20 protein-coding genes are annotated in these 23,468 nt (G+C 37.5%); 4 read left to right on the plus strand and 16 right to left on the minus strand.

Translation table 11 applies throughout. The features are described 5' to 3' along the window. Positions 1 to 2: 2 nt before the first annotated feature. From RG565_RS05705 to RG565_RS05720, 4 genes are all read right to left on the minus strand, one after another. On the minus strand, positions 3 to 1,439 hold the full coding sequence (locus tag RG565_RS05705) for a 6-phospho-beta-glucosidase (protein ID WP_195322737.1): 1,437 nt from the start codon (positions 1,437 to 1,439) through the stop codon (positions 3 to 5). An 828-nt stretch (positions 1,440 to 2,267) separates the two neighbouring features. Next, the gene (locus tag RG565_RS05710) at positions 2,268 to 3,437 is read right to left on the minus strand and encodes an MFS transporter (RefSeq protein WP_247937227.1); all 1,170 of its coding nucleotides are present in this window, start codon (positions 3,435 to 3,437) and stop codon (positions 2,268 to 2,270) included. Between the two features lie 78 nt (positions 3,438 to 3,515). After that, positions 3,516 to 4,889 (minus strand): DUF1958 domain-containing protein, encoded by a 1,374-nt coding sequence (locus RG565_RS05715; RefSeq protein ID WP_247937226.1) that lies wholly within the window; start codon positions 4,887 to 4,889, stop codon positions 3,516 to 3,518. Positions 4,890 to 5,004: 115 nt separating this feature from the next. Continuing rightward, positions 5,005 to 5,712 (minus strand): glucosamine-6-phosphate deaminase, encoded by a 708-nt coding sequence (locus RG565_RS05720; RefSeq protein ID WP_003028166.1) that lies wholly within the window; start codon positions 5,710 to 5,712, stop codon positions 5,005 to 5,007. Between the two features lie 306 nt (positions 5,713 to 6,018). Between RG565_RS05720 and queA the strand changes: the two genes are divergently transcribed. Then, positions 6,019 to 7,047 (plus strand): tRNA preQ1(34) S-adenosylmethionine ribosyltransferase-isomerase QueA, encoded by a 1,029-nt coding sequence (queA, locus tag RG565_RS05725; RefSeq protein WP_247937225.1) that lies wholly within the window; start codon positions 6,019 to 6,021, stop codon positions 7,045 to 7,047. 10 nt (positions 7,048 to 7,057) lie between these two features. Next, the gene (locus RG565_RS05730; protein WP_003031885.1) at positions 7,058 to 7,531 is read left to right on the plus strand and encodes an arginine repressor; all 474 of its coding nucleotides are present in this window, start codon (positions 7,058 to 7,060) and stop codon (positions 7,529 to 7,531) included. Positions 7,532 to 7,595: 64 nt separating this feature from the next. Here the strand turns inward: RG565_RS05730 and RG565_RS05735 are convergent, their stop codons facing one another. The 10 genes from RG565_RS05735 to RG565_RS05780 all read right to left on the minus strand — a co-directional run bounded on the left by RG565_RS05735 (position 7,596) and on the right by RG565_RS05780 (position 17,704). Then, positions 7,596 to 8,930, minus strand: a complete 1,335-nt coding sequence (locus RG565_RS05735; protein ID WP_247937224.1) for a dipeptidase — start codon at positions 8,928 to 8,930, stop codon at positions 7,596 to 7,598. A 24-nt stretch (positions 8,931 to 8,954) separates the two neighbouring features. After that, complete coding sequence (locus RG565_RS05740) at positions 8,955 to 10,457, minus strand: YfcC family protein (RefSeq protein WP_247937223.1); 1,503 nt, start codon at positions 10,455 to 10,457, stop codon at positions 8,955 to 8,957. A gap of 237 nt (positions 10,458 to 10,694) precedes the next feature. Beyond that, the gene (arcC, locus tag RG565_RS05745) at positions 10,695 to 11,642 is read right to left on the minus strand and encodes a carbamate kinase (protein ID WP_003025409.1); all 948 of its coding nucleotides are present in this window, start codon (positions 11,640 to 11,642) and stop codon (positions 10,695 to 10,697) included. 289 nt (positions 11,643 to 11,931) lie between these two features. Further along, the gene (argF, locus tag RG565_RS05750; RefSeq protein ID WP_003025410.1) at positions 11,932 to 12,948 is read right to left on the minus strand and encodes an ornithine carbamoyltransferase; all 1,017 of its coding nucleotides are present in this window, start codon (positions 12,946 to 12,948) and stop codon (positions 11,932 to 11,934) included. 23 nt (positions 12,949 to 12,971) lie between these two features. After that, positions 12,972 to 14,201 (minus strand): arginine deiminase, encoded by a 1,230-nt coding sequence (gene arcA, locus RG565_RS05755; RefSeq protein ID WP_247937222.1) that lies wholly within the window; start codon positions 14,199 to 14,201, stop codon positions 12,972 to 12,974. 308 nt (positions 14,202 to 14,509) lie between these two features. Beyond that, the gene (locus RG565_RS05760) at positions 14,510 to 15,196 is read right to left on the minus strand and encodes a Crp/Fnr family transcriptional regulator (RefSeq protein WP_003040250.1); all 687 of its coding nucleotides are present in this window, start codon (positions 15,194 to 15,196) and stop codon (positions 14,510 to 14,512) included. A 136-nt stretch (positions 15,197 to 15,332) separates the two neighbouring features. Then, the gene (locus RG565_RS05765; RefSeq protein WP_247937221.1) at positions 15,333 to 16,391 is read right to left on the minus strand and encodes a serine hydrolase; all 1,059 of its coding nucleotides are present in this window, start codon (positions 16,389 to 16,391) and stop codon (positions 15,333 to 15,335) included. A 214-nt stretch (positions 16,392 to 16,605) separates the two neighbouring features. Then, a complete protein-coding gene (locus RG565_RS05770; protein WP_247937220.1) occupies positions 16,606 to 16,935 on the minus strand; it encodes a hypothetical protein in 330 nt (109 codons plus the stop codon). Between the two features lie 51 nt (positions 16,936 to 16,986). Further along, positions 16,987 to 17,238 carry a hypothetical protein gene (locus RG565_RS05775; protein WP_022525199.1) on the minus strand — a complete coding sequence of 84 codons (252 nt, stop codon included), beginning with the start codon at positions 17,236 to 17,238 and terminating at the stop codon, positions 16,987 to 16,989. A 181-nt stretch (positions 17,239 to 17,419) separates the two neighbouring features. After that, positions 17,420 to 17,704 (minus strand): bacteriocin immunity protein, encoded by a 285-nt coding sequence (locus RG565_RS05780; RefSeq protein WP_247937219.1) that lies wholly within the window; start codon positions 17,702 to 17,704, stop codon positions 17,420 to 17,422. 247 nt (positions 17,705 to 17,951) lie between these two features. Here RG565_RS05780 and RG565_RS05785 point away from each other — a divergent pair, with 247 nt between their 5' ends. Further along, a complete protein-coding gene (locus RG565_RS05785; protein WP_374989847.1) occupies positions 17,952 to 20,102 on the plus strand; it encodes a peptide cleavage/export ABC transporter in 2,151 nt (716 codons plus the stop codon). A 10-nt stretch (positions 20,103 to 20,112) separates the two neighbouring features. Then, a complete protein-coding gene (locus RG565_RS05790; protein WP_247937218.1) occupies positions 20,113 to 21,474 on the plus strand; it encodes a bacteriocin secretion accessory protein in 1,362 nt (453 codons plus the stop codon). A 273-nt stretch (positions 21,475 to 21,747) separates the two neighbouring features. Here the strand turns inward: RG565_RS05790 and RG565_RS05795 are convergent, their stop codons facing one another. Together RG565_RS05795 and holA are read right to left on the minus strand one after the other, a co-directional pair. After that, positions 21,748 to 22,353 (minus strand): superoxide dismutase, encoded by a 606-nt coding sequence (locus tag RG565_RS05795; RefSeq protein ID WP_204982828.1) that lies wholly within the window; start codon positions 22,351 to 22,353, stop codon positions 21,748 to 21,750. 70 nt (positions 22,354 to 22,423) lie between these two features. Continuing rightward, the gene (holA, locus tag RG565_RS05800; protein WP_247937217.1) at positions 22,424 to 23,461 is read right to left on the minus strand and encodes a DNA polymerase III subunit delta; all 1,038 of its coding nucleotides are present in this window, start codon (positions 23,459 to 23,461) and stop codon (positions 22,424 to 22,426) included. Between the last annotated feature and the right edge of the window lie 7 nt (positions 23,462 to 23,468).

The following is a 23,468-nucleotide window of genomic DNA, read 5'->3' on the forward strand; positions in this document are numbered from 1 at the left end:
ATTTAGTCTACTGCTGCTCCATTTGAAGCTATCACTTCCTTATACCAAGCAAAAGATTTCTTAGGCGAACGCTCATAGGTTCCATTTCCCTCATCGTCCTTGTCTACATAGATGAAACCGTAACGTTTGCGCATTTCACCGGTACCTGCAGACACCAAGTCGATACAGCCCCAAGGTGTATAACCCATGAGGTCAACCCCGTCTTCTACCACAGCCTTTTTCATTTCCTGTATATGGGCGCCCAAATAGTCAATCCGGTAATCATCATGCACCATACCGTCTGCTTCCACTTTGTCAATGGCACCAAAACCATTTTCTACGATAAAGAGCGGCAGGTGATAATGATCGGTGAACCAGTTGAGAGCATAGCGCAGACCTTCTGGATCAATCTGCCAGTCCCATTCTGAAGCCTGAACATAAGTATTCTTGACCAGGTCCTCGGTTTCCACATAGTCAAAGTAGGGATTGTTTTCCCGGTGGGAATCAATGGCAAAGGACATATAGTAGCTAAAGCCGATGTAATCAACCGTTCCAGCCAGCAAATCTTCCTGATCCTGCTCGGTAAAATCAACCTTTATACCTTTTCTTTCCCAATATTTAAGAATATGTTCTGGATAGAGACCGAAAACATGGACATCTGCAAAATAATAACGCTTTTGCATGGCTTTCATAGCCATGAGGACATCCTTAGGATTGCAAGTAGCTGGATAAATCGGACACATGGCAATCATACAGCCAATTTGGAAGTCGGGATTGATCTCATGACCGATTTTAACTGCCCGTGCAGAAGCTACCAATTCGTAGTGAGCTGCCTGATACATGATGGCCTCCCGGTCATCTCCCTCCTTGTAAACAATACCAGAATTGGTGAAAGGAGCAAAATCTTCTTGATAGTTGGCTTGATTGTTGATTTCATTGAAGGTCATCCAGTATTTGACCTTGTCCTTATAGCGCTTGAAGACGACTTCTGCAAAGCGGACGAAGAAATCAATAACCTTGCGGTTCTTCCAACCACCATACTCGGTTACCAAATGATAAGGCATTTCAAAGTGAGATAGAGTAATGACCGGTTCAATCCCATATTTGAGGCATTCATCAAAAAGATCATCATAGAACTGTAAACCAGCTTCATTGGGCTCTTCTTCGTCTCCCTTAGGAAAAATCCGCGTCCAAGCGATAGAAGTTCGGAAGCACTTGAAGCCCATTTCCGCAAAGAGAGCAATGTCCCCCTTATAACGATGATAAAAATCAATTGCTTCATGATTTGGGTAATATTTGCCCGGCAACACTCCTGCCGTAATTTCACGCGGAACCCCGTGGCGAGCTGCTGTCATCACATCAGCCACACTAATGCCCTTGCCACCTTCTTGCCAACCACCTTCCAGTTGATGAGCTGCAACTGCTCCGCCCCAGAGAAATCCGTCTTTAAATGTTGACATGTCTAAAATCCTCCTGATTTTGATATTTTTATTATACTCCTAAGAAAACGCTTTTAAAATTCATATTTTTGCCACAGCAATGCGGAAAAGTGATAGAAATAGATTCAAAGTTTGTGAAAGCGCCTGCTTTTCTACTCATTTATTTCTATAATGAAGAAAAAGAATATAAAATCTACATCATGTTTCTCTATCCAAGAAAGGGCGTCTCATTCAGCTATGATTACAAATTTCTTCAATGTTTACAAAAAATCTTTGAGTTATATACCTATTATTGCTATAACTTGTTCGATAATAGCCTTTTTAGTATACTTTTTGCCCATTGATTCACGCCCGCTTTCTATCTTCCTATTTACTTTTCCTTTTAGCTTACCTCTTTTCTTTCAGAAAAAGAAAGTTTCTACTTTTATCTTTGCTGGTTTTATAGACGGTGTTTTAAAAACAGGACTTTTTCTACTTGGTATCAAGCCTTTTAATATTGCACTTTCGTTTTTAGTCGTTTATGGATGTATCAGCCTGATTGCCTGTGTGTGCCTCTTTCTATTTAGGAAAAAAACAACGAGTAAAATAAAAAGAGTAAAACAGAACTAAAATTTGAAAATTTTTAATTCTGTCTCACCCGTAAAGTTACTTAATAATCTCTCAGACTGTCAAAGTGGGGAATGACGCAAACGACGTTTTTATCAAAAGTGCTTTTTCGAGCTTAAAAAGCAAACAACGTTAAGACTCGCTTCATGAGTCTTATCCGGCAACTAATTTGTCATTGCTTTATTATACAATATGCCATGAAGCTGGAGGCTTTCGTCCCAGCTTTTTTACACGTCTCTTGCTTTAGCCAAATAAGTTTTGATTCTTTCGCTCTGGAATTTTTAAAAACGCCACAAGAATAATAACAGCAATCATAACACCAGCTAAGAAAAAGCTCATCATTTCATAGCCAGACTGGTCTATCAAATCGCCTGCAATATTCTGAATCAGAATGGTTCCCAAATTTCGGGCTGTTTGAACAAGGGCAATGGCTGTCACCAGATATTTCTCATCTACTACGTTAGCAACAATCTTCAAAGTCACCATAATCAGCAACATGCCTGTGGCGTGCTTAGACATCAAAGTCAAGAGAATCTTGGAGGTAAGCCCCAAATCCAACCCATAAATTACATACTGTAAAAGCAAAATTCCCAAAGGAATGTAGAGCAATTTTTTAATTGGAATCTTATCCATAAAAAGATAAGAAAAGAAAATCAACGGCGACTCACAAATCACAGAAATAGCTACCACAGTTGTTGCCATATTGACACTTAAACCGCTGTGCTCTAACATAGAAGGAATATAAGTATGCCCTGTATTTCCCACTCCAGAATAGAGCGCTACAATAACGAGGTAAAACAAATATGTTTTATTTTTAAAAATCTGTCCAATATAGGAATCATTTTTCGTTTGTTTAGTCTTTTTGCGAGGTTGATCGTGTTTCGGATCAATCCCTAGCACTCCAAGAATGCTCACACACATCATGCCGATAAACACGATGAAAATCACTTGAGGAGAGATGAATTTATAAATCAATCCTGCCAATTGCGAACCCATTGCATAACCAAAAGTCCCCCAGATACGGATTTTCCCATAAGTATAAGGACTTTGAGCCGCCAGCACATCCATAACAGGATTGACACCATTTACCAACATTAAAACAGCACTATACCAAATTGTCAACAGCAAGAGATTATTGGCTTGCATGAAACAAATTGCTCCCACAATAATCAGAAGGAAACTATAAATGGTTACTTTTTTAATGCCAATCGCGTCATTCAAAACACCCATAATAGGCTGCACAATCATTGAAGAAAAGAACGAGGCGGAAACAACCAGCGAAACCTGACTAGCTGAATAGCCTTTATCCAACATATAAACTGAAATTAAAGTCGAAAAAAGCGAATACGATAAAAAATAAAAATCATACATCAAAAAATAAGCAAAATAGCTATTTTGAAATTTCCTAAACATGATTTTCCTTCCCCTTAAAAAAGGTGACAAAACTCGACTGGATCAACCAATCGAGCTTTCTATTCTACAAATGAGTAATTAACGTTTCTGACGACGAGATAATTGTGTATCGTTAGTCGTACGCTGTTTTCTTCTTTGCTTACGTTTCGTTGCTTCAAAAACGACAATGAGCAAAAGAATAAGCAACGGAACTGCGACCAGAATGTGATAATCTAAAAAGAGTTGCTTCAAACTTTTTCCGCTAGATTTTGCTGTTGTAGTTTTTACAGTTGATTTAGCTGTACTGTTTTTAATTGTTCTTCCTTTTTCTGTAACATGTTCTCCGTTCGAAATGAGCGAAGAAAGTTGTTCCAAACCATTCTCGTTTTTCAATACTCCATTTTCCACAACCGTTTTTGCTGCAGTTCCTTTTTTCACTGTGGCATAGAAATCTTTTGATAATTTATAGGTCTTTCCATTGATTTTTCGCTCACCAGCATTAAAAACTTTTTTATATTCATAATCAGCATAGGCTTTTTCGATCAAAGCATTCCCAAATGGGTGACGATAATATTCTCCATCTTGATCAGCCCAATTTCCAACTCCCATGACAACACTAATCAAACGCTGATTACCTCGTTTAATCGTTGCGATGTAATTAAAAGCTCCTCGTGGACTTGACCCCGTCTTTAAACCTTCGACGCCTTCGATGCCATATTTGGCACCGGGAAGTGAGTAATTATAGGTTTCAAAGGTTTCTTCATACGGCGTTCCCTTTTTCACCGTTACGATTGGTTTATTGGTGTAATTTAAAATATTTGGATAATTCTTGACGAAATGGTACCCTAAAATGGCTAAATCGCGCGCCGTTGTCTGATTGGCTGCATTGTTATCATACCGTTGTGGAGTATACAAGCCTTTGAAAGAAACAGCTGCAGCTCCGCTAGCATTGAACCATTTTGTATTGGTCATACCTAATTCTTTTGCCTTGGCATTCATCATGTCCAAAAATGTATCTGGATCATTGTTAGATAAATAATTGGCTAACATAACAGTTGTCGCATTTGAAGATGGAACAGCTGTCATCGTAATCAATTCAGAGACAGTATAATCTACTCCCGCCACAATTTTATTATTGGAAATTTCGTAAATTTTGGCAATTGCTTCATCACGTGGTGTTGCTTTGATAACTGTATTTTCGCTCAACTTTCCTTGCTGAATTGCTTCAAAAACTAAATACAAGGTCATCAATTTGCTCATACTGGCAGGATCACGAACTTCATCAATATTGTCTTGCCAAAGGATATTTCCCGTATTAGCATCTACTATCAAGGATGATTTCGGACGATTGATTGGATTGACCTTCTCGTTTGGATACATTTTTTGCGCCATATCAACTAACTCGTCCGCATGAATAGTGGTTGTTCCCACACACAACACAAAAAAACAAAAAATAGCTAACAACTTTTTCACTAGAATCCTCCTGAGTTCTCACTTATCTTCTAGTATAGCATATTTTTCCTGTAAGATAAGGAAATTTTTTTAAATAATAAAAAACCTACCTAAAAATTAGATAGGAAATAGATTCTTATTTTTTTAAAATGCTTAAGGCTTCTTTATCTGCGATAACAACCACATCTTCATGTTTTTGAAGAGCACTTCCAGGCAATTCTTCTGTAATCGGTCCTTCTACTGTTCCTGCAATCGCTTTAGCTTTTGAAGCACCATAAGCAAATAAAATAATAGATTTTGCATCGAGAATATTCCGAATCCCCATTGAGTAAGCTTGCGTCGGTACATCTTCTATTTTATCAAAGAAACGAGCATTGGCTTCAATAGTTGATTGCTCCAAATCCACTACATGAACAGTACTATCAAAGCTCGTTCCCGGCTCATTAAAACCAATATGTCCATTTGTACCAATTCCCAAAATTTGCAAATCAACAGGATGTTCTGTCAAGATTTGGTTGTAACGTTTCACTTCTGCTTCCGCGTCTTCAGCAACACCATTTGGTAAAAAGCTTTCTTTAAAAGGCTTTTGATTAAATAAATGTTCTTGCATAAAATAACGATAAGACTGAGGATTTTCCCCACTTAATCCTATGTACTCGTCTAGATTCACACTGGTTAAACCTGACAAATCAAGGTCACTTTCAACAATTTGCTCATAAAAACTCAAAGGACTGCTTCCTGTTGCCAAACCTATCGTTTTTGCTCCTTCAGCTAATTTTTCTTTTAACAATTCAAAGGCTACTCTGCCACCGGCTGCTTGATTTTCTACTTGAATAATTCTCATCGTTGAGCTCCTTTTCTTTACTTAACCATATTATATGGTATAGACCAATTTTTGTCAAGAGAATTTGTTTCTTTTTAAAAAATCCACGCTTGTTTGCACGAAAAATCGTGCTATAATAGAAGAATGTTAGTCTATTTATTCTGTTTATTTTTCATGGGAGTTGCTTTTCTTATTACTGCAATCTTTCTCAACACCAAGCGAATGTGGCATTATACCCTATTGATTTTAGGCATTTTACTCATGTGCCTGCCACTTGTTGCTTCTTGTTATTCATTATGGATTTTATTTACAGCTTAAGGAGAATGTATGAATACTGCTGATTTTGACTTTCATTTACCAGAAGAGTTAATTGCACAAACCCCTTTAGAAAAACGAGATGCTTCACGCCTCTTGGTCGTAAATCACGAAACTGGTCAACTGGAAGATACTCACTTCGATGAGATTATTGATCAATTACATCCTGGAGATGCTTTGGTCATGAATGATACGCGCGTCTTGCCAGCACGCCTTCATGGTGAAAAGCCTGAAACAGGCGGACATGTTGAATTACTACTGTTGAAAAACATCGCAGGAGATGATTGGGAAGTGCTAGCGAAGCCAGCCAAGCGCTTAAAAGTCGGAGCAGCTATATCTTTTGGTGACGGGCGCTTAACAGCAACTGTCTTAGAAGAATTAGAACACGGCGGACGAATTGTACATTTCCATTACCAAGGGATTTTCTTGGAAGTGCTTGAAAGTCTGGGCGAAATGCCCTTGCCGCCTTATATTCATGAAAAATTAAAAGACCGTGAACGCTATCAGACTGTTTATGCTAAAGAAAATGGCTCAGCGGCTGCTCCTACTGCCGGGCTTCATTTTACCAAAGAGCTGCTGGCTCAGATTGAAGCTAAAGGTGTGAAATTAGTCTATCTGACGCTTCATGTTGGTCTAGGAACCTTCCGTCCTGTCTCTGTAGACAATGTAGATGAACACGAGATGCATTCAGAATTCTATACACTGTCTGAAGAAGCAGCTGACACGCTTCGACAGGTCAAAGCCAGCGGGAAACGTGTTATAGCGGTCGGAACGACTTCTATCCGTACTTTGGAGACAATCGGTTCAAAGTTTAACGGGGAAATCAAAGCTGACTCTGGTTGGACCAATATCTTTATCAAACCAGGTTATGATTGGAAAGTGGTGGATGCCTTTTCTACCAATTTCCACTTACCTAAGTCCACTCTTGTCATGCTCGTCTCAGCATTTGCGGGCAGAGAATTAGTGCTCTCTGCTTATCAGCATGCCATTGATGAAAAATATCGCTTTTTCAGTTTTGGCGATGCCATGTTTATAAAATAATAGGTGAAATATGAATAAAATTGAAAGTCGTCATCGACTCATTCGCTCGCTTGTCCTAGAGAAAAAAATTCACACACAACAAGAATTACAAGATTTGCTTTCAGCAAATGGCGTTACAGTGACGCAATCCACACTTTCTCGAGACATTAAAGCTTTGAACTTAGTAAAAGTACACGAAGCAGATATTTCTTATTATATTATCAATAGCATGGCACCTTCACGCTGGGAAAAACGGCTGCGTCTCTATATGGAAGATGCCTTGATTATGTTGCGTCCTGTTCAACATCAAGTTGTCATGAAAACTCTTCCTGGATTGGCACAATCATTCGGCTCTATCTTAGATGCTCTAGAATTTTCCGAAATTGTTGCGACAGTCTGCGGTGATGATGTCTGCTTGATTATCTGCGAGGACAATCAAAAAGCGCAAGATTGTTTTAACAAATTAAAACAATTTGCACCCCCGTTCTTCTTTAGTAAAGAATAACCTTTTTAAGTATGAAAAAGCTGAGAATGGACATTTTCGTCCACTCTCAGCTTTTTTCTTCTAACTATTTCCCAGCTAACCGATAAATCGTTTCAGCATAAATATCCATTGCCTTATACAGATCGTCAATCACAGTTCGTTCATTCGCTTGATGTTCTGTTTGCAAAGCACCAGGGAAAAGTGCGCCAAAGGCCACGCAATTTGGCATGGTGCGAGCAAATGTAGCACCACCAGAGGACACAGCATGACTATTATCATTTGTTTTTTCTTTATAGACAGCCATTAACGTGCTGACCAATTCACTATCAAGCGGCACATATAATGGTGCAAGATAGTCAAATTCTTCATAACGCAATTGATATTCTTCAGCAATTTGGCTTAATTCCTGTACTAATTTATCTTTGTCTGCAAGAACTGGAATCCGCATGTCAATCCGAATTTCAGACTTGTCCTGATCTAAGCTTAATCCAGAAACATTGAATGACAAAGTTCCTGAAGGCTCATCTGAAATTTCACCAAACAAGCGGCTGCCTGTAGCATCTTCCCTAACTGCTTCAGCGATAAATTGAATGGCAGAGTGTTGAATAAGCGGATTTAGTCCTGTTGCCAAACGTACAATAGCATTCACTCCCTCAGCTGCATCTTTTGAATGCTTAGGAACACCGATGACAGTGACTGTATCGCCTGCCCGTTCATATTCAAATGCAGCTTTTTTTAACTCTGCTTCTAATGAATCTGCTAAATTTCCCGTATAGCTTGCTTTTGCAGGTACAACATTAAAGGCTTCTCCTGCTTCAATAGCAAGTTCTTGCGAACCTGAACCATGTAACTTAATCTGCAGTAAACCTTTTTCAGCATAAGTCAGCGGGAAAGAAGAATCCGGTGCAAAACCAAGCGTCGCTGTTTCCTCCAGCTCATTGTAACGAGCCATACAGCGCCACAGAGTTTCTTCGTCTGTACCATAGATGAAACGAATCCGCTTGTTAAATGTCACACCTGCATCCATCAATGCTTTAACAGCATAAAGTGCAGCTAGGGACGGACCTTTATCATCTTGCACCCCACGTCCATGTATCCAACCATCTTTTATAGTTGCTTCAAATGGAGGAGTTTCCCAATCGGACAAATCTCCCGCTGGAACAACGTCTAAATGGCAGAGAACGGCCAGGAGTTCTTCTCCCTGACCGATTTCTGCATATCCATAATAGCCTTTAGGATCAATGTAAGTTTTAAAACCTAAACTCCTAGTGATCTCTAGCATTTTTTCTAAGACGTTTTGAATAGATTGTCCGAAAGGTGTCCCATTTTCCCCTTCATTAAGAACTGACGGGTAGGAAACGATTGTTTTCAGCGATTCTAAATAATCAGACTTAATTTTTTCGGTTAAAAATTGTTTCATAAAGAACACCTCGTTATTTTCCTATTATAAGAACGTTCCTAAAATAAGAAGTAGAATACTTACTACAAAGATTCCTGCAACCAATTTTGCAACGAATTTCCACCAAGTACCCAAATCAATACGTCCAAGAGCAAGTGCCCCCATAACGATACCAGATGTTGGAGTAACAAGGTTCAAAAGACCAGAAGCAGATTGGTAAGCAGTGATAATCAAGCTTGCTGGAACGTTGACGAATTTTCCAAGAGGTGCCATGATACCCATTGTTGCACTGGCAAGACCAGATGTTGATGGGATAAGGAATGACATTGGCAGATAGAAAATGTAAGTCAATACGATAAATACTTGAGATGATAGACCTTTCAGTCCTACTTCACCCCAGTGAAGGATTGTAGCAGTAATCATACCGTCGTTCATGATAACTTGAATACCACGCGCAACAGCTACGATAAGCGCAACACTTAGAAGATCAGCCGCACCATTGATAAAGACAGTGATAAAGCGGCTTTCTTTCATGCGGTAAACAAAACCAATGATGATACCCATTACCATAAAGAGCATTGCCCCTTCTGGGAAGTACCAGGTACCCAAAGCAGATGTTGAACTACCAACAATCTTACCAATGAACGGAAGTCCAATCAACCATTTATTGAAACTTTCAAAAATAGTTACCTTCAAGTCTGTCCATGGAATGAAACTCATAATCATAAGAACAAAGGTCAAGACAAAGAGTACCAACACTTGTTTTTGTTTCTTGCTAAGAGTAGATTCTACATTAGCAACTGCATCTACATTAAAGTGTTTCAAATCTTCTTCGCGATGGCTGTAAACCAAAGATTTTGTCGGATCTTTTTGAATCTTATCCGCATAACGATAAACGAAATACGTACCAAGTGCTGTCATTACAACAAAGAAGATCAAACGAAGAACGATACCGTCACCAGTACCCACACCTGCTGTCGCAGAAGCTATACCTGTAGCAAATGGGTTTAGAGTAGAAGCCAAACATCCAATTTGAGAACCAAGAAGGATAATAGCTACCGCGGTCAAACTATCAAATCCTACTGCCATCATAACTGGCACAAGAAGTGGATAGAAAGCCATCGTTTCTTCACCCATACCATAAGTAGATCCGCCAAGAGCAAACAAAGGCATCAAGACTAAAATCAACATCTTTTCGCGACCCTTGTACTTCTTCACGATGGAAGCAATCCCTACATCAAGAGCACCTGTTTCGTTGACTACTCCAAGGAAACCACCAACCATCAAGATAAAGAACGAAACGTCAATCGCTGCTGAAGTTGGTTCTTTCCCAAGCATAGCACGAATAGGAGCCATCAAGACATCCCAAATCCCTTGTGGATTTTGAGCAACGGTCTTGTAAGTTCCTGTAATTAGATTACCAGACTTATCAGCATCATATTGACCAGCTGGAATAATCCAGGTCAATACTGCCATAATGGCAATGATAATCATCAAAACGGTATAAGATGACGGCATCTTAAACCCTTTTTTTGCTTTTTCACTCATTTGTTTTCCTCCTAAATGTAACAAATTGTAAAAATTTAACCGAATCCCATTTTCAGAAAGCGCTTCCTTTGACTATATTTTAACATATTCATCTGGAAAAAACTAGTAATTTCCAAAAAAATTATCATTTCACAACAGTAAAATAGATCAAAAGAAAGCAAATCTAAAAATAGGAAGCACTAACATTGTTTTAAAAAGTTTTATTACAGTCTTAAACTTATAAATGATAACACTCTGTTATCCCTTTTCAATAATCGTTCCGCTTTCAGACTCAATTAAAGCACCTAAGTTTTCAAGAGAAGTAATGACAGCTTCGCCTTCTGGTCGATCATTTACAAAGGCAATAGCTGCTTGCACTTTAGGCAACATACTTCCTGGTGCAAACTGTTCTTGCTTGATGTATTCTTCTAATTGAGCTACATTGACACGCTCCAACTTAGCTTGATCTGGCTTATTGTAGTTGACATAAACATAGTCGACACCTGTCAAGACAATGAAAAGATCTGCTTCGACCAATTCAGCCAGACATTGTGAAGCAAAGTCTTTGTCAATTACTGCTTCTACGCCTGCAAGATGACCATTGTCTTCCTTGATAACAGGAATTCCGCCACCACCAGCAGCCACAACGACATGTCCTGCATTGATGAGTGTACGAATGGTTTCAATTTCTTTGATTCCAACTGGTTTTGGTGAAGCAACGACTTTTCTCCAACCACGTCCAGCATCTTCTTTGAAAGTAGCACCGCTCTTCTCAGCTTCTGCTTTTGCTTCTTCTTCTGTGTAGAATGGTCCGATTGGTTTGCTCAAATTTGTGAAAGCTGGGTCGTTTTTGTCAACCACGACTTGTGTCACAACAGAAGCCACTTCTTTTTCAATACCTTCTTCACGTAAAGCATTTTGAAGAGCATTTTGCAACCAGTAGCCGATACTTCCTTCTGTCATCGCAACAAGCGAATCAAGCGGAAACGCTGGGTTTTTTTCAGAATCTGCCGCTAAATGTTGCAATAAAAGATTTCCAACTTGCGGTCCATTTCCATGAGTGATAATCAAGTCGTCACCATTTTTAATCAATTTTACAAGATGACTTGCTGTTTCTGCTAATGCTTCTTGTTGTGCTTTTGCTGACGGATCAGATGAAAGGATGGCATTCCCTCCCAAAGCCACAACGATTTTACGATTTGCCATAAATAATTAGCCTCCTTAGAGTTTTCTCATTATAGTGTTTCAATTTCATTTTAGTAGTCCAAGATAGAATCCAGCTGCAACAAACGTAGGAATGAGGTTAGAATAGCATTGTCTCAGACTACATTTCTCTGAGAGTGACTGCATCAGTAATTACGGTTGTTTGTTCTATCGCCTTTTTCCTCTATTAACATCATACTAAAATGAACACGAGCACTATCAAAAATGAGGACTGGACTAAAGCTATTAGTCGCAGCCCTCATAGCTGTTGGTAAACGGTTTTGGTTTTAAATTATACTTTTGGAATATAAAGATTACCAAGAGTTGCTGCCATAACTGCTTTAATAGTATGCATACGGTTTTCAGCTTGGTCAAATTGGCGAGCGTATTTGCTGCGGAATACTTCGTCAGTTACTTCCATTTCTTCAACGCCGAATTTTTCAGCAACATCTTTACCATAGACAGTATTTGTATCATGGAAAGCTGGTAAGCAGTGCAAGAAGATCAAATCTTCATTGTCAGCTTTCTTAACCAAGTCCATATTTACTTGGTAAGGTTTCAAAAGAGCTACACGTTCTGCAAATTTGTCTTCTTCACCCATAGATACCCAAACGTCTGTGTAAAGGACATCTGCACCTTTAACAGCTTCATCTGCATTGTCAGTAATTAAGACATGTGCGCCACTTTCTTTCGCATATCCTTCTGCCAATTTCACGATATCTTCAGCTGGGAAGAGTTCTTTTGGAGAGAAGATGTGCACATTCACACCAAGGATAGCACCTGTTACAAGAAGGCTGTTTGCAACGTTATTGCGTCCGTCACCACAGTAGACAAGAGTCAAGCCTTCCAAACGACCAAAGTTTTCTTGAACTGTCAAATAGTCAGCTAACATTTGAGTTGGATGCCATTCGTCTGTCAAACCATTCCATACAGGAACACCTGAGAATTCTGCTAATTCTTCTACCATGCGTTGGCTGAATCCGCGGAATTCAATTCCATCAAACATACGTCCCAATACTTTAGCAGTATCTTCAGTAGATTCTTTCTTGCCAAGTTGGATGTCGTTAGCTCCTAGGTATTCTGGATGAGCACCAAGGTCAATCGCTGCTGTTGTAAAAGCTGCACGAGTACGAGTTGAAGTTTTTTCAAACAAGAGAGCAATATTTTTACCTGCTAAGTAATGATGTTCAATATTGCGCTTTTTCAAATCTTTCAAATGAGCTGCTAAACCGATAAGATATTCTAATTCTGCACGTGTAAAATCTTTTTCTGCCAAGAAGCTACGTCCTTGGAACACTGAGTTTGTCATTCTAATTATTCCTCTTTCTAATCTTAAAGTTCTTCACGTTCAAATGGCATTGACATACAACGAGGTCCACCACGACCGCGAACCAATTCACTTCCGCGAATCTTAATCAAACGAAGTCCGTATTCTTCAAGAATCTTATTTGTAACAACGTTACGGTCATATACCACTACCACGCCTGGTGCAATTGTAAGGGTATTTGAACCGTCGTTCCATTGTTCACGAGCAGCAGCAACAGTATTTCCACCACCACAACGAATCAAATGAACTTTGTCAATACCAAGATTCTTAGCTAACAATTCAGCCAAATCGCCTTTTTCTTCTGCAATATGAAGTTTTTCATTTTCATAAGTAACAGAGTAAACGCGAAGGTCGCCTTCAATTTCTGGGTGAATCGTGAACTTGTCATAGTCAACCATTGTGAAGACTGTATCTAAGTGCATGAATTTACGATTATTAGCGAATTCAAATGCAATCACTTTCTTGAAGCCAACATTCTTCTTAAAGATATTAACCAAAAGTTTTTCAATAGATGCTGCGTCTGTACGTTGTGAAATACCTACTGCAAGGACATCTTTAGAAAGAACGAGTTCATCTCCACCTTCGATACGAGTTGTTTCTTCACGGTTATAAACCAATTCAACATTGCCACCATATACTGGATGGTATTTGAAAATATATTTACCATAAAGTGTTTCACGATTACGTGTATCTGAGTACATATGGTTCAATGACACAGCATTACCAATTGTAGCAAATGGGTCACGTGTGAAGTACAAGTTTGGCATTGGGTCAATAGCAAATGGATAGTCGGATTCTACCAAGTCTGTCAAGCCTTTAGCTTCTTCAGGAATTTCTGGCAATTCTGCTTTTTGGAAACCTGCCATTGTCTTTTCAACCAATTCAAGGTTGTCTTCTATACCATGAAGAATGTCGCGAATGGCAACTTTGGTTTGTGCCCCACGGATATTTGCTTCATCAAGATATTCTTCAATAAATTCGTTACGAATTTCTGGAGAAGTCAATGATTCAGCGGCCAACTTTTCAAGGTAAAGAACTTCAATACCTTCTTTACGAAGAGCGTCTGCAAAAGCATCATGTTCTTTTTGAGCGTCTTCCAAAAATGGAATATCGTCAAAAAGCAGACGTTCCAAGTGATCCGGCATCAAGTTTTCCAACTCTTTACCAGGACGATGTAGCATAACTTTTTTCAGTTTTCCTATTTCTGAGAAAACATGAATAGGATGTGTAGACATCTTATGTCCTCCTCTTTTTCTTTGTGACTTAAGTTTCCTTAAGTTCTATTTACATGTTATATTGTAATATCTTTTGTTTGCGCTTTCACAATCAATTGTACATTCAAAATGCCAAATCCTTTGCTTTTTTTAAAAGAAATTCTAATATTATTTCAAAATAAAACGCTTTCTATAAATATTTTATGCATTTTATTGGTTTTATGAATAATTATTTTTTAGAAATTAATCAAATTCTTAAGCTCATATTTGTCTAAATGAAAAAGAGGGCAAGAAATTGCGTTTTCTACTACAATTCGCCCTCTTTTGCATTACATATCTTCAAAATATTTTAAAAAGTATTCTTTATTCAAAAAGATAAGTTTCTTACGATGATATTGAATAATGTTTTCTTCTGTTAATTTTTTCAACACTTGATTAACTGTTTCACGAGTAGTTGCACCTAGTTTAGCTAGTTCTTTCATACTAAGTGCAAAAGGAATATCATCTCTATCTTGGCAAAAATCAATACACAAGATAGAAATCGCTTGGATAACTCGCTCTGTCGCACTCGCTAAAACAGAATTTCGCAAGCGTAATTCATGGAAACGCAAAATATTCGATAACTTATGTGTAATGAATAACGTTTGCTTTATAGTTTGCTTAGAATAATATTCATACAAGTCAACAGGAATCGAAAAGTATTCTAAATCCGTCACAGAAATCCCAGAATAATGATAATCTTTATCTTCAAACATACCACCATAAGGAAACATGGTATTTTCTTTCACATAATCAATGTAATTAAATGAATCTGTCTGGTCGTACTGTTCAATCCGAACATAGCCTTTATAAATCAAAAAAAGTCGCTCTCGTTTGTCTCCAGAAAAGAAAATAATTTGTCCTTTTGGTACTTTACGAAATTGAATCTCAACCGCTATTTTATCAAAATATTCAACTGGTAAATTTTCAAAAGCAGGATGTTCCCTAATGTAACGATAATGCTCTTTGTTAATCATGATATCCTTGTGATCCTTTTTTTACATTCTGCTCTTATTATAACACAAAAGGGCTTCAATCTTAAAGAGAGCCCTTACATTTTTCTGAAATTTGTTCTTTTTACAACGTGTCCTTTGCCACATAAATATATGTATCTTAATTCATATTCACTCGATGCCATTCATTGATGACATAGGCCAATTGCCCAACTTGCGTAATACCAACACCGCTGATTTCATCACTCTCTGAAGTCGTTCCTCCCAGTCCTGCTGTATAAAGGGCAATCAAATAAGGCTTTCCCTCACACACAACTGCGTCTACATTTAATGCCTCTGCAACATAACCTGGCTTTTGGTAGATTGGAATGTCTCTTACATATCGTTTATAGTATTCATTTGGAAAAGAATCACCGATATAATACAAAATATCTTTATATTTTTCCTGATGTTTCCAAAGATAATCCAATACCTGAATATAATAATCCGTCGTTGTTTGATTCTGTTGGTTGATTGTCTTAATCTCGCCCCTTCCTTTTCCATAGCGCTGATACATCGTATAGGCTTTATCCAAGCCACCTAAGCGTTCCGCTAAAGCATAAGCAGGTGTATTTTCAGAATAGAGAAGAGAGTATTCCTGCATCTCAGGAATGTTCATTTCCCCATTAAATGCCGCTACGTAATTATTGTGTTCACCGATATATTCATAGCGAGTATGTGTAATATCAAACCGCTCGGTTAGTGATAAATTTCCCTTTTCTACCTCATCAACGACCAACATATTTAATGGCAATTTGTAAGTTGATCCTGCTGTCATCGGCTGTGTCTCATTCATAGCATAGGTTTGCCCACTCGTTAAATCCTTATAAGAAAATGCAACTTGTGAATGATCAATTCCCATCTCATCTAGATACGCCTGTACGACTTGAACCAAATTTAGATTGGCATAATCATAATACAAACCATAAGCTCCCATTACCGGCAAATCAACTTCCATGACTTTCTGCTTTTCTTCCATACTTTTTGTTGGAACACGAGTAGTTGCTGGTTTCGACTCTTTTGACGGACTTTTTTTCTTTTCTTGACTAACTGTGTAACTTTTAGCTACCTTCGTATGATGTGGCTTTCTAGCTTGCCCAAAGTGCACAGCACTTAACACCAACACACCACACATCATAAAGCAACCAATCAAACAAAGAATTATTGTCTTTTTACTCACGCACTTCTCCTAACTTATATACCTCATTATATAGGAAGAATAAAAAAATAACAAGATATGATAAACAGAATCATTAACTATTTTCAACTTCCTTTATTGTATATATACAGTATAAACTAATAATTCTAGTTCATTTAAAAAAATCCTAAATGATAGCTCTGATCCCTTGAATGGTAAAACTATCTCAGCTAGTCTGCTAAAAAGTGATAAAAAATCAATTTATTTTAAAATTTTCTTGAACATGATACTCTTTTTCAAATGTTTTTTGAGAGACGACTCGGTGATTGGTTACATCCAAATAATCATCAATATACCCTAGCACATACATGCCATAACCAGCAAATCCACCGCCTACTGTTCCAAGTGCGCCAATTTTTAAATTTTCTAGCGTAGAAGGATTTAGTCCTGCCATTAAAATCCGAAGATAATCATCCAACCAATACAAATAATTTTTAGCAAAAGCTGCTTTCACCCAATCAGGCTGTTCAGTTTCCTTACCAATTTTCCAAACATTAGCTACTTGATTTTTATAAATTACTTTCATGGTATTCTCCACTTTTTGATTTATTCTTACCTTAATAAAAGTCTTCCATTTTTATAGGATAAATTGAGGTAAAAAATATAAGCAAACAATCATCACTACAACCGACAACATAACAGCCGACAGCAATGTGAGCCTCTCATTAAACTTCAATATTTTTATGCAGATAAATGTATAGACTGAACTCATCACATAAGTCGCAACAATAGCATAAAGCTGCTTTAAATCGTGTGACCAATAGTCTAAAAGCAAGGTTCCTATTAAGCCACCTAAAATCCATAGTTGTAGTTTCTTTAAATAAGTCATATATTCCTACTTTCTAATCATCTCATCTTTTACGTTTCCAGTACATCATTTCACAGACGTAATTAATCATATCACTAAGAGATTGCTATTTACTGTTACAAATCAAACTGTCTATATGAAGCAATGAAAAAGTTATTATTCGTGTTCTAATGCATTTTTATATAGGTTTATATTAGCTAGGTTAAAATATATACCGTATATTTGATAAACTTCTTAATCTCTTCAACTGATTAGACTGAACTTCTGATAAATGAATATTCTTCTCAATCAGCTTTTGAGAAAGAGCAAGATTCATACGACTTAATATAAATGGAGTTGCTATTTCCTGCTTTTTCAACTCTTCACGATAAGATAACAAGACTTCCTTCAAATCAGGATTTGCCAAATTTGAAAGTAGCTCGTCAATAATAGTGACTGCTTCATCTCGTCTCTCTTTGCCACCTGAAAACCAGTTTATCTCTACCATCAGATTTTCCTCTTTCAATTTATAAAATTGACTTTTAAAATTGTTCAATTGAAATTATCTTGAACATAATTTAAATATAACCATTTTCTTGGTTTTGTAAACATTAAATTCTTAAACAGTAGCTTTGACATCTTGAATGGTATTTTTTAACCATTTAAGACATCAGAACGACCATTTAAGATTAAAATGCTCTTTTTCTTGCGTTTTTTGAGAAAATAACATTACAAAACGAAAGGAAAACATTATAGTGAATTTTAAAAAATCGTTTGTGCCGCAAATAGATGCTAGAGATTGTGGTATTGCTGCTCTGGCTTCCATTGCTAGATACTATGGTTCAAATTATTCTTTAGCACACTTGAGAGAGCTAGCAAAGACAGACAAAGAAGGGACAACTGCACTTGGAATTGTCAAAGCAGCAAAAGAAATGGGCTTTGAAACCCGACCAATCCAAGCAGATATGACATTGTTTGATACAGAAAAGCTTCCCTATCCTTTCATCGTACATGTCAACAAAGACGGCAAGCTTCAACACTATTATGTCGTTTATAAAAACGAGAAAAAGCACTTGCTTATCGGTGATCCTGATCCAACTGTCAAAATAACTAAGATTAGCAAAAAACAATTTGCAAAAGATTGGACTGGTGTTGCTATCTTTCTCGCACCGAAACCTAGCTATAAACCTCATAAGGATAAGAAGAACGGGCTTGCTAGCTTTTTACCACTCATCTTTAAACAGCGTTCTTTGATTTTTTATATTGTCTTAGCTAGTTTGCTCGTGACCCTCATCAACATTGTGGGCTCCTATTATCTGCAAGGTGTTTTGGACGAATACATCCCAAATCAGATGAAATCAACTCTTGGGATTATTTCAATTGGGCTTATCATTGCCTACATCTTACAGCAAATGATGAGTTTTTCAAGAGACTACCTGCTAACAGTGCTCAGTCAACGATTAACAATTGATGTGATTTTGTCTTATATTCGGCATATTTTTGAATTACCAATGTCCTTTTTTGCGACGAGACGCACTGGGGAGATTATTTCTCGTTTTACAGATGCCAACTCCATTATTGATGCTCTAGCTTCAACTATCCTGTCTCTCTTTCTTGATTTGTCCATTGTGATGATTGTCGGCAGTGTTCTTTTACTGCAAAATGCCAATCTCTTTTTACTCACCTTGCTTGCAATTCCTATCTACGCTCTCATTATTTTTGCTTTTATGAAGCCTTTTGAAAAAATGAATAACGATGTTATGCAAAGCAATGCTATGGTAAATTCTACCATTATCGAAGATATCAACGGAATTGAAACCATTAAATCTTTAACCAGCGAAGAAAGCCGTTACCAAAAGATTGATAGCGAGTTTGTTGATTATCTGGATAAGACTTTCACATTAAGTAAATATTCTATTATGCAGACAGTACTCAAACAAGGAGCACAATTTATTTTGAATGTGGTCATTCTCTGGGTCGGAGCCTCTTTGGCTATGTCTCAAAAGATTTCAATTGGTCAACTGATTACTTTCAATACTCTCCTTTCATACTTTACCAGTCCACTTGAAAGTATCATCAATCTTCAAACCAAACTGCAATCAGCTAAAGTTGCCAATCATCGACTGAATGAAGTTTATCTGGTAGAATCCGAATTCAAAACCAAGCAAGTCCTTACGGAGAAAAAATTCTTAGCTGGAGATATTACTTTCCATAACGTCTCCTATAAATACGGATTTGGACGAGATACTTTATCAGATATTAGTTTGACTATCAAGAAGGGAGATAAAATTAGTCTTGTCGGCGTCAGCGGTTCGGGAAAAACAACACTTGCTAAGATGATTGTTCATTTTTATGAGCCTTATCAAGGGCAAATTCGCCTCAATGGAAATGACCTCAAGACGATTGACAGGAAAGTTCTTCGGCAATATATCAACTACCTGCCTCAGCAAGCTTACATCTTTAGCGGTTCCATTCTAGAAAACCTCACATTAGGAGCCAATCAAGCAGTTTCTCAATCAGACATTCTTCGTGCTTGTGAAATTGCAGAAATCCGCTCAGACATTGAACAAATGCCTCTGGGATACCAGACAGAATTGTCTGACGGAGCTGGATTATCTGGTGGACAAAGGCAACGAATTGCACTTGCACGCGCTCTGCTGACGAAATCTCCTATTCTCATTTTAGATGAAGCAACGAGTGGATTAGATGTTTTAACAGAGAAAAAAGTCATTGATAATCTCATGAAATTACCCGACAAAACCATTATTTTTGTTGCTCATCGTCTCAGCATCTCAAAGCGTACAAATCAGATTATTGTCCTCGACCAAGGAAAAGTGATTGAAACTGGTTCTCATACTGAATTGATAGGAAGAAAAGGTTTTTATTATCATCTATTTAATAAATAAGGAGTAAATTATGAATCCCAATCTGTTTAAAAGTGCAGAATTTTATCATCGAAGATACCATAACTTTGCGACCGTTCTCATTCTGCCTTTGGCATTCTTCGTTCTATTTCTTGTCCTCTTTTCCTTTGTCGGGCAAAAAGAAGTGACTGTCAAATCCATTGGCGAAATCACACCAACGAAAGTCATTGCCATGATTCAGTCAACCAGTGACAATACGGTTCTGACCAATCATTTAGCTGAAAATAAGACCGTCACCAAAGGAGAGTTGTTGGTTCAATATGCAAAAAATATGGAAGCTTCCCAACAAACAGCCATTGAAACGCAACTTGCCACTTACCAGCGCCAAAAAGCAGAATTAGAAACATTAAAGAACAGTTTACAGCAGGGAACAAATCTTTTTACAAACAAAGATGAGTTTGGCTATGCCAACACATTTAACAATTTTATCAAACAATCAGAAGATTTAACTATCGGCATTTCAAAAAATAATTCCGAAGTTAGTAAACAAGCTTCTTTAACCAACCATACGATTGCTGCTATTGATGATCAAATGAACGAATTAACAAAACAAATGAATGATTATCATGAACTGTATCATGCCATTTCTAGCAACGCTTCAAATTTGCCCCAAAATAATCCTCATCAAGCAACCTTTAACCTATATAAAAATGAATATCAAGTCAAACCTGATCCGTCAACTACAAATCAATACCTATCTCAGATTAATACGAATATATCCAACCTCAAATCTTCCCTAGCCAATCTAAACATTCAAAAAGCTGGTACTGGAACTGCAACAACCTATGATAATAGCCTTTCGACTAAAATTGAGGTGCTTCGCACACAATTTATCCAAACAGCAGACCAACAGTTAACAAGCCTTTCGACCCAAATTACCGATTTGCAAAATCAATTGAACCAAGCAAATGCTCAACTTCAAAATAATCAACTGACTGCTCCCGAAACAGGGATTCTTCATATCAGCAGTGCGCTCAAAGGGAAGTCTTTACTCCCCAAAGGAACAGAAATTGCTCAGATCTATCCAGATATCACGAAAACAAAAGAAGTTCTTATCACCTATTACGTGCCTTCAGCCTATATGACCAATTTAAAAAAGGGACAAACTTCCCGACTTATCTTAGAAAAAATTGGAAATCAGACAATCACTATTATCGGTAAAATTAACAGCATTGACACTTCTGCTACTGAAACAAAACAGGGAAACCTGTTTAAAATCACTGCAAAAGCTTCCGTATCTAAAAAAGATAGCCAGATCTTGAAGTACGGTTTGCAAGGACGAGTAAGGAGTGTCATTGCGAAAAAATCATTCTTTCATTACTACAAAGATAAACTGCTCAATAATGTCGAATGACTGTTTAAGGATTTTACTCATCAGAAGATTGTCTTATATGATAAGACATTTTACAAAGAGGAAAAATTATTATTGTCGGAGAAAATATTGATTATGAGCTATTATTTAAAAATCATTATTTCGTTTTTGGCGTGATTGACAGAACAAATGATCATTCTCTGAATTTCCTCAAACAACAAATCTGGTTTTATTTGGAAGAAATTTATAGGTAATTTTACTATAACAGAAAAAACGAACCTTATCAGATTCGTTTTTTCTATCTCATTGCACACCTTATTTTGCTGCTACGTACAATTCATTGACCTTGTTCCAGTTGATGACTGAAAAGAAGGCTTTGATGTAATCTGGACGAACATTGCGGTATTTCACATAGTAGGCATGTTCCCAAACATCAATTCCTAAAATTGGTGTCTTTCCTTCAGAGATTGGTGTGTCTTGATTAGCAGTTGAAGTCACTTCTAATTTGCCGTCTGGATTGACCACTAGCCAAGCCCAGCCTGAACCGAAACGAGTTGTTGCAGCTGTTGTAAATGCTGCTTTGAAGTCCTCAAATGAACCAAATGTTGCTTCAAGGTCTGCTGCTAATGCTGCTGACGGCTCTGTCTTTTCTGGTGTCATCAATTCCCAGAAAAGAGCATGGTTGAGATGACCACCACCGTTATTGATAACAGCTTGACGAATATCCGCTGGAATGGTTTCTACATCTGACAAAAGTTGCTCCAAATCCTCACCGATTTCAGGGTGTTTTGCCAGAGCCGCATTTACATTATTGACATAAGTATTGTGGTGTTTGTCATGATGCAAGTGCATTGTTTCTTCATCAATATATGGCTCCAAAGCGTCGTAAGCATAAGGTAAATCAGGTAAAATAATTGCCATTGGTTTGTTCCCCTTTTTCATTTTATATGAAAATGATAACGTAGACCAACAAAATTTTCAACTTATTTGCTTATAAGTTGTGGGTAGCAATTTTTAATAAAGCCAAGTCAAAGAGGTAACCTTTCTCATAAACTCCAGACTTGATTTGGTAATCTGTTTCAATCAAGCAAGCAAGTGCTTTTTTCAGAAAATCAAGCTGTAGAGAACGCGCATCACGCAAAGCATATTTAATTTGAAAGGGATTCACCTTTCGTCCCAAATAACTAGACAAATCTGCTACAATTTGGCTTTCATTACGTCCATTTTCAAAGAGGATTTTCACTTGTGCAAATATGCGGAACTGTCCCAGCATAATCGCAATCAACTTGATTTCGTCTTCACCTTGCAATGTCAAGTCTCGCACCAGGCTTCTTGCCGCATCAACATTTTGCTGCAAAATCATCTGAGTCAAGTCAAAAATATTGTCCTGCAAAGTCTTTGGAATCGCTTCAGCAATGTCATCACTTGTAATGATGCCATCTTTTTTATAGTCCTTTAAAAAAGCTAGGTTTTTGCTGATTTCACTAAAATCGAAACCAGACTTAATAAGCAATTCTTCTAAAACTTGCGAACGAAGTTCTAACCCCTGTTCTTGAACTTGCTTACTAAAGTAGGTGCGTAATTCTTGTTCTTTGGGCTCACTTGCTTCAAACACTTTGCCATCCCGTTTGAGCAGCTTTACAATTCGTCGTTTGCTGTCCAACTTCCCTTCTGCAAAAATGACCAATTTCGTTGTATCTGCAGGATTCTCCAAATATTGCTCAAAAGATTTTAGCTCATCATCCGTCAAATAGCGTTTTTTAGTTGTTGTCAGATCCAAAAAATGATCCAAAATGACGATCTTCTCTTCAGAAAAGAAGGGCAAACTCACTAGATCAATCTCCACATCTGGATAAACGGCTTCTTTCATATCAAAGTAAGCCATATTTAAATCTGCAGCATCATATTGAATTTGACGTAAAAATTGTGATTTCATCAATTCAAATTGCCCTGTATCATCACCAGTCAAAATTGTCAGATTAGGTAAATTTGTCACATTTACTGTTTTAATCTCTTCAATCGCTAACACAATGACC

This window comes from Streptococcus sp. IsoGale021 (assembly GCF_031142795.1).
Lineage (GTDB): Bacteria > Bacillota > Bacilli > Lactobacillales > Streptococcaceae > Streptococcus > Streptococcus hominis.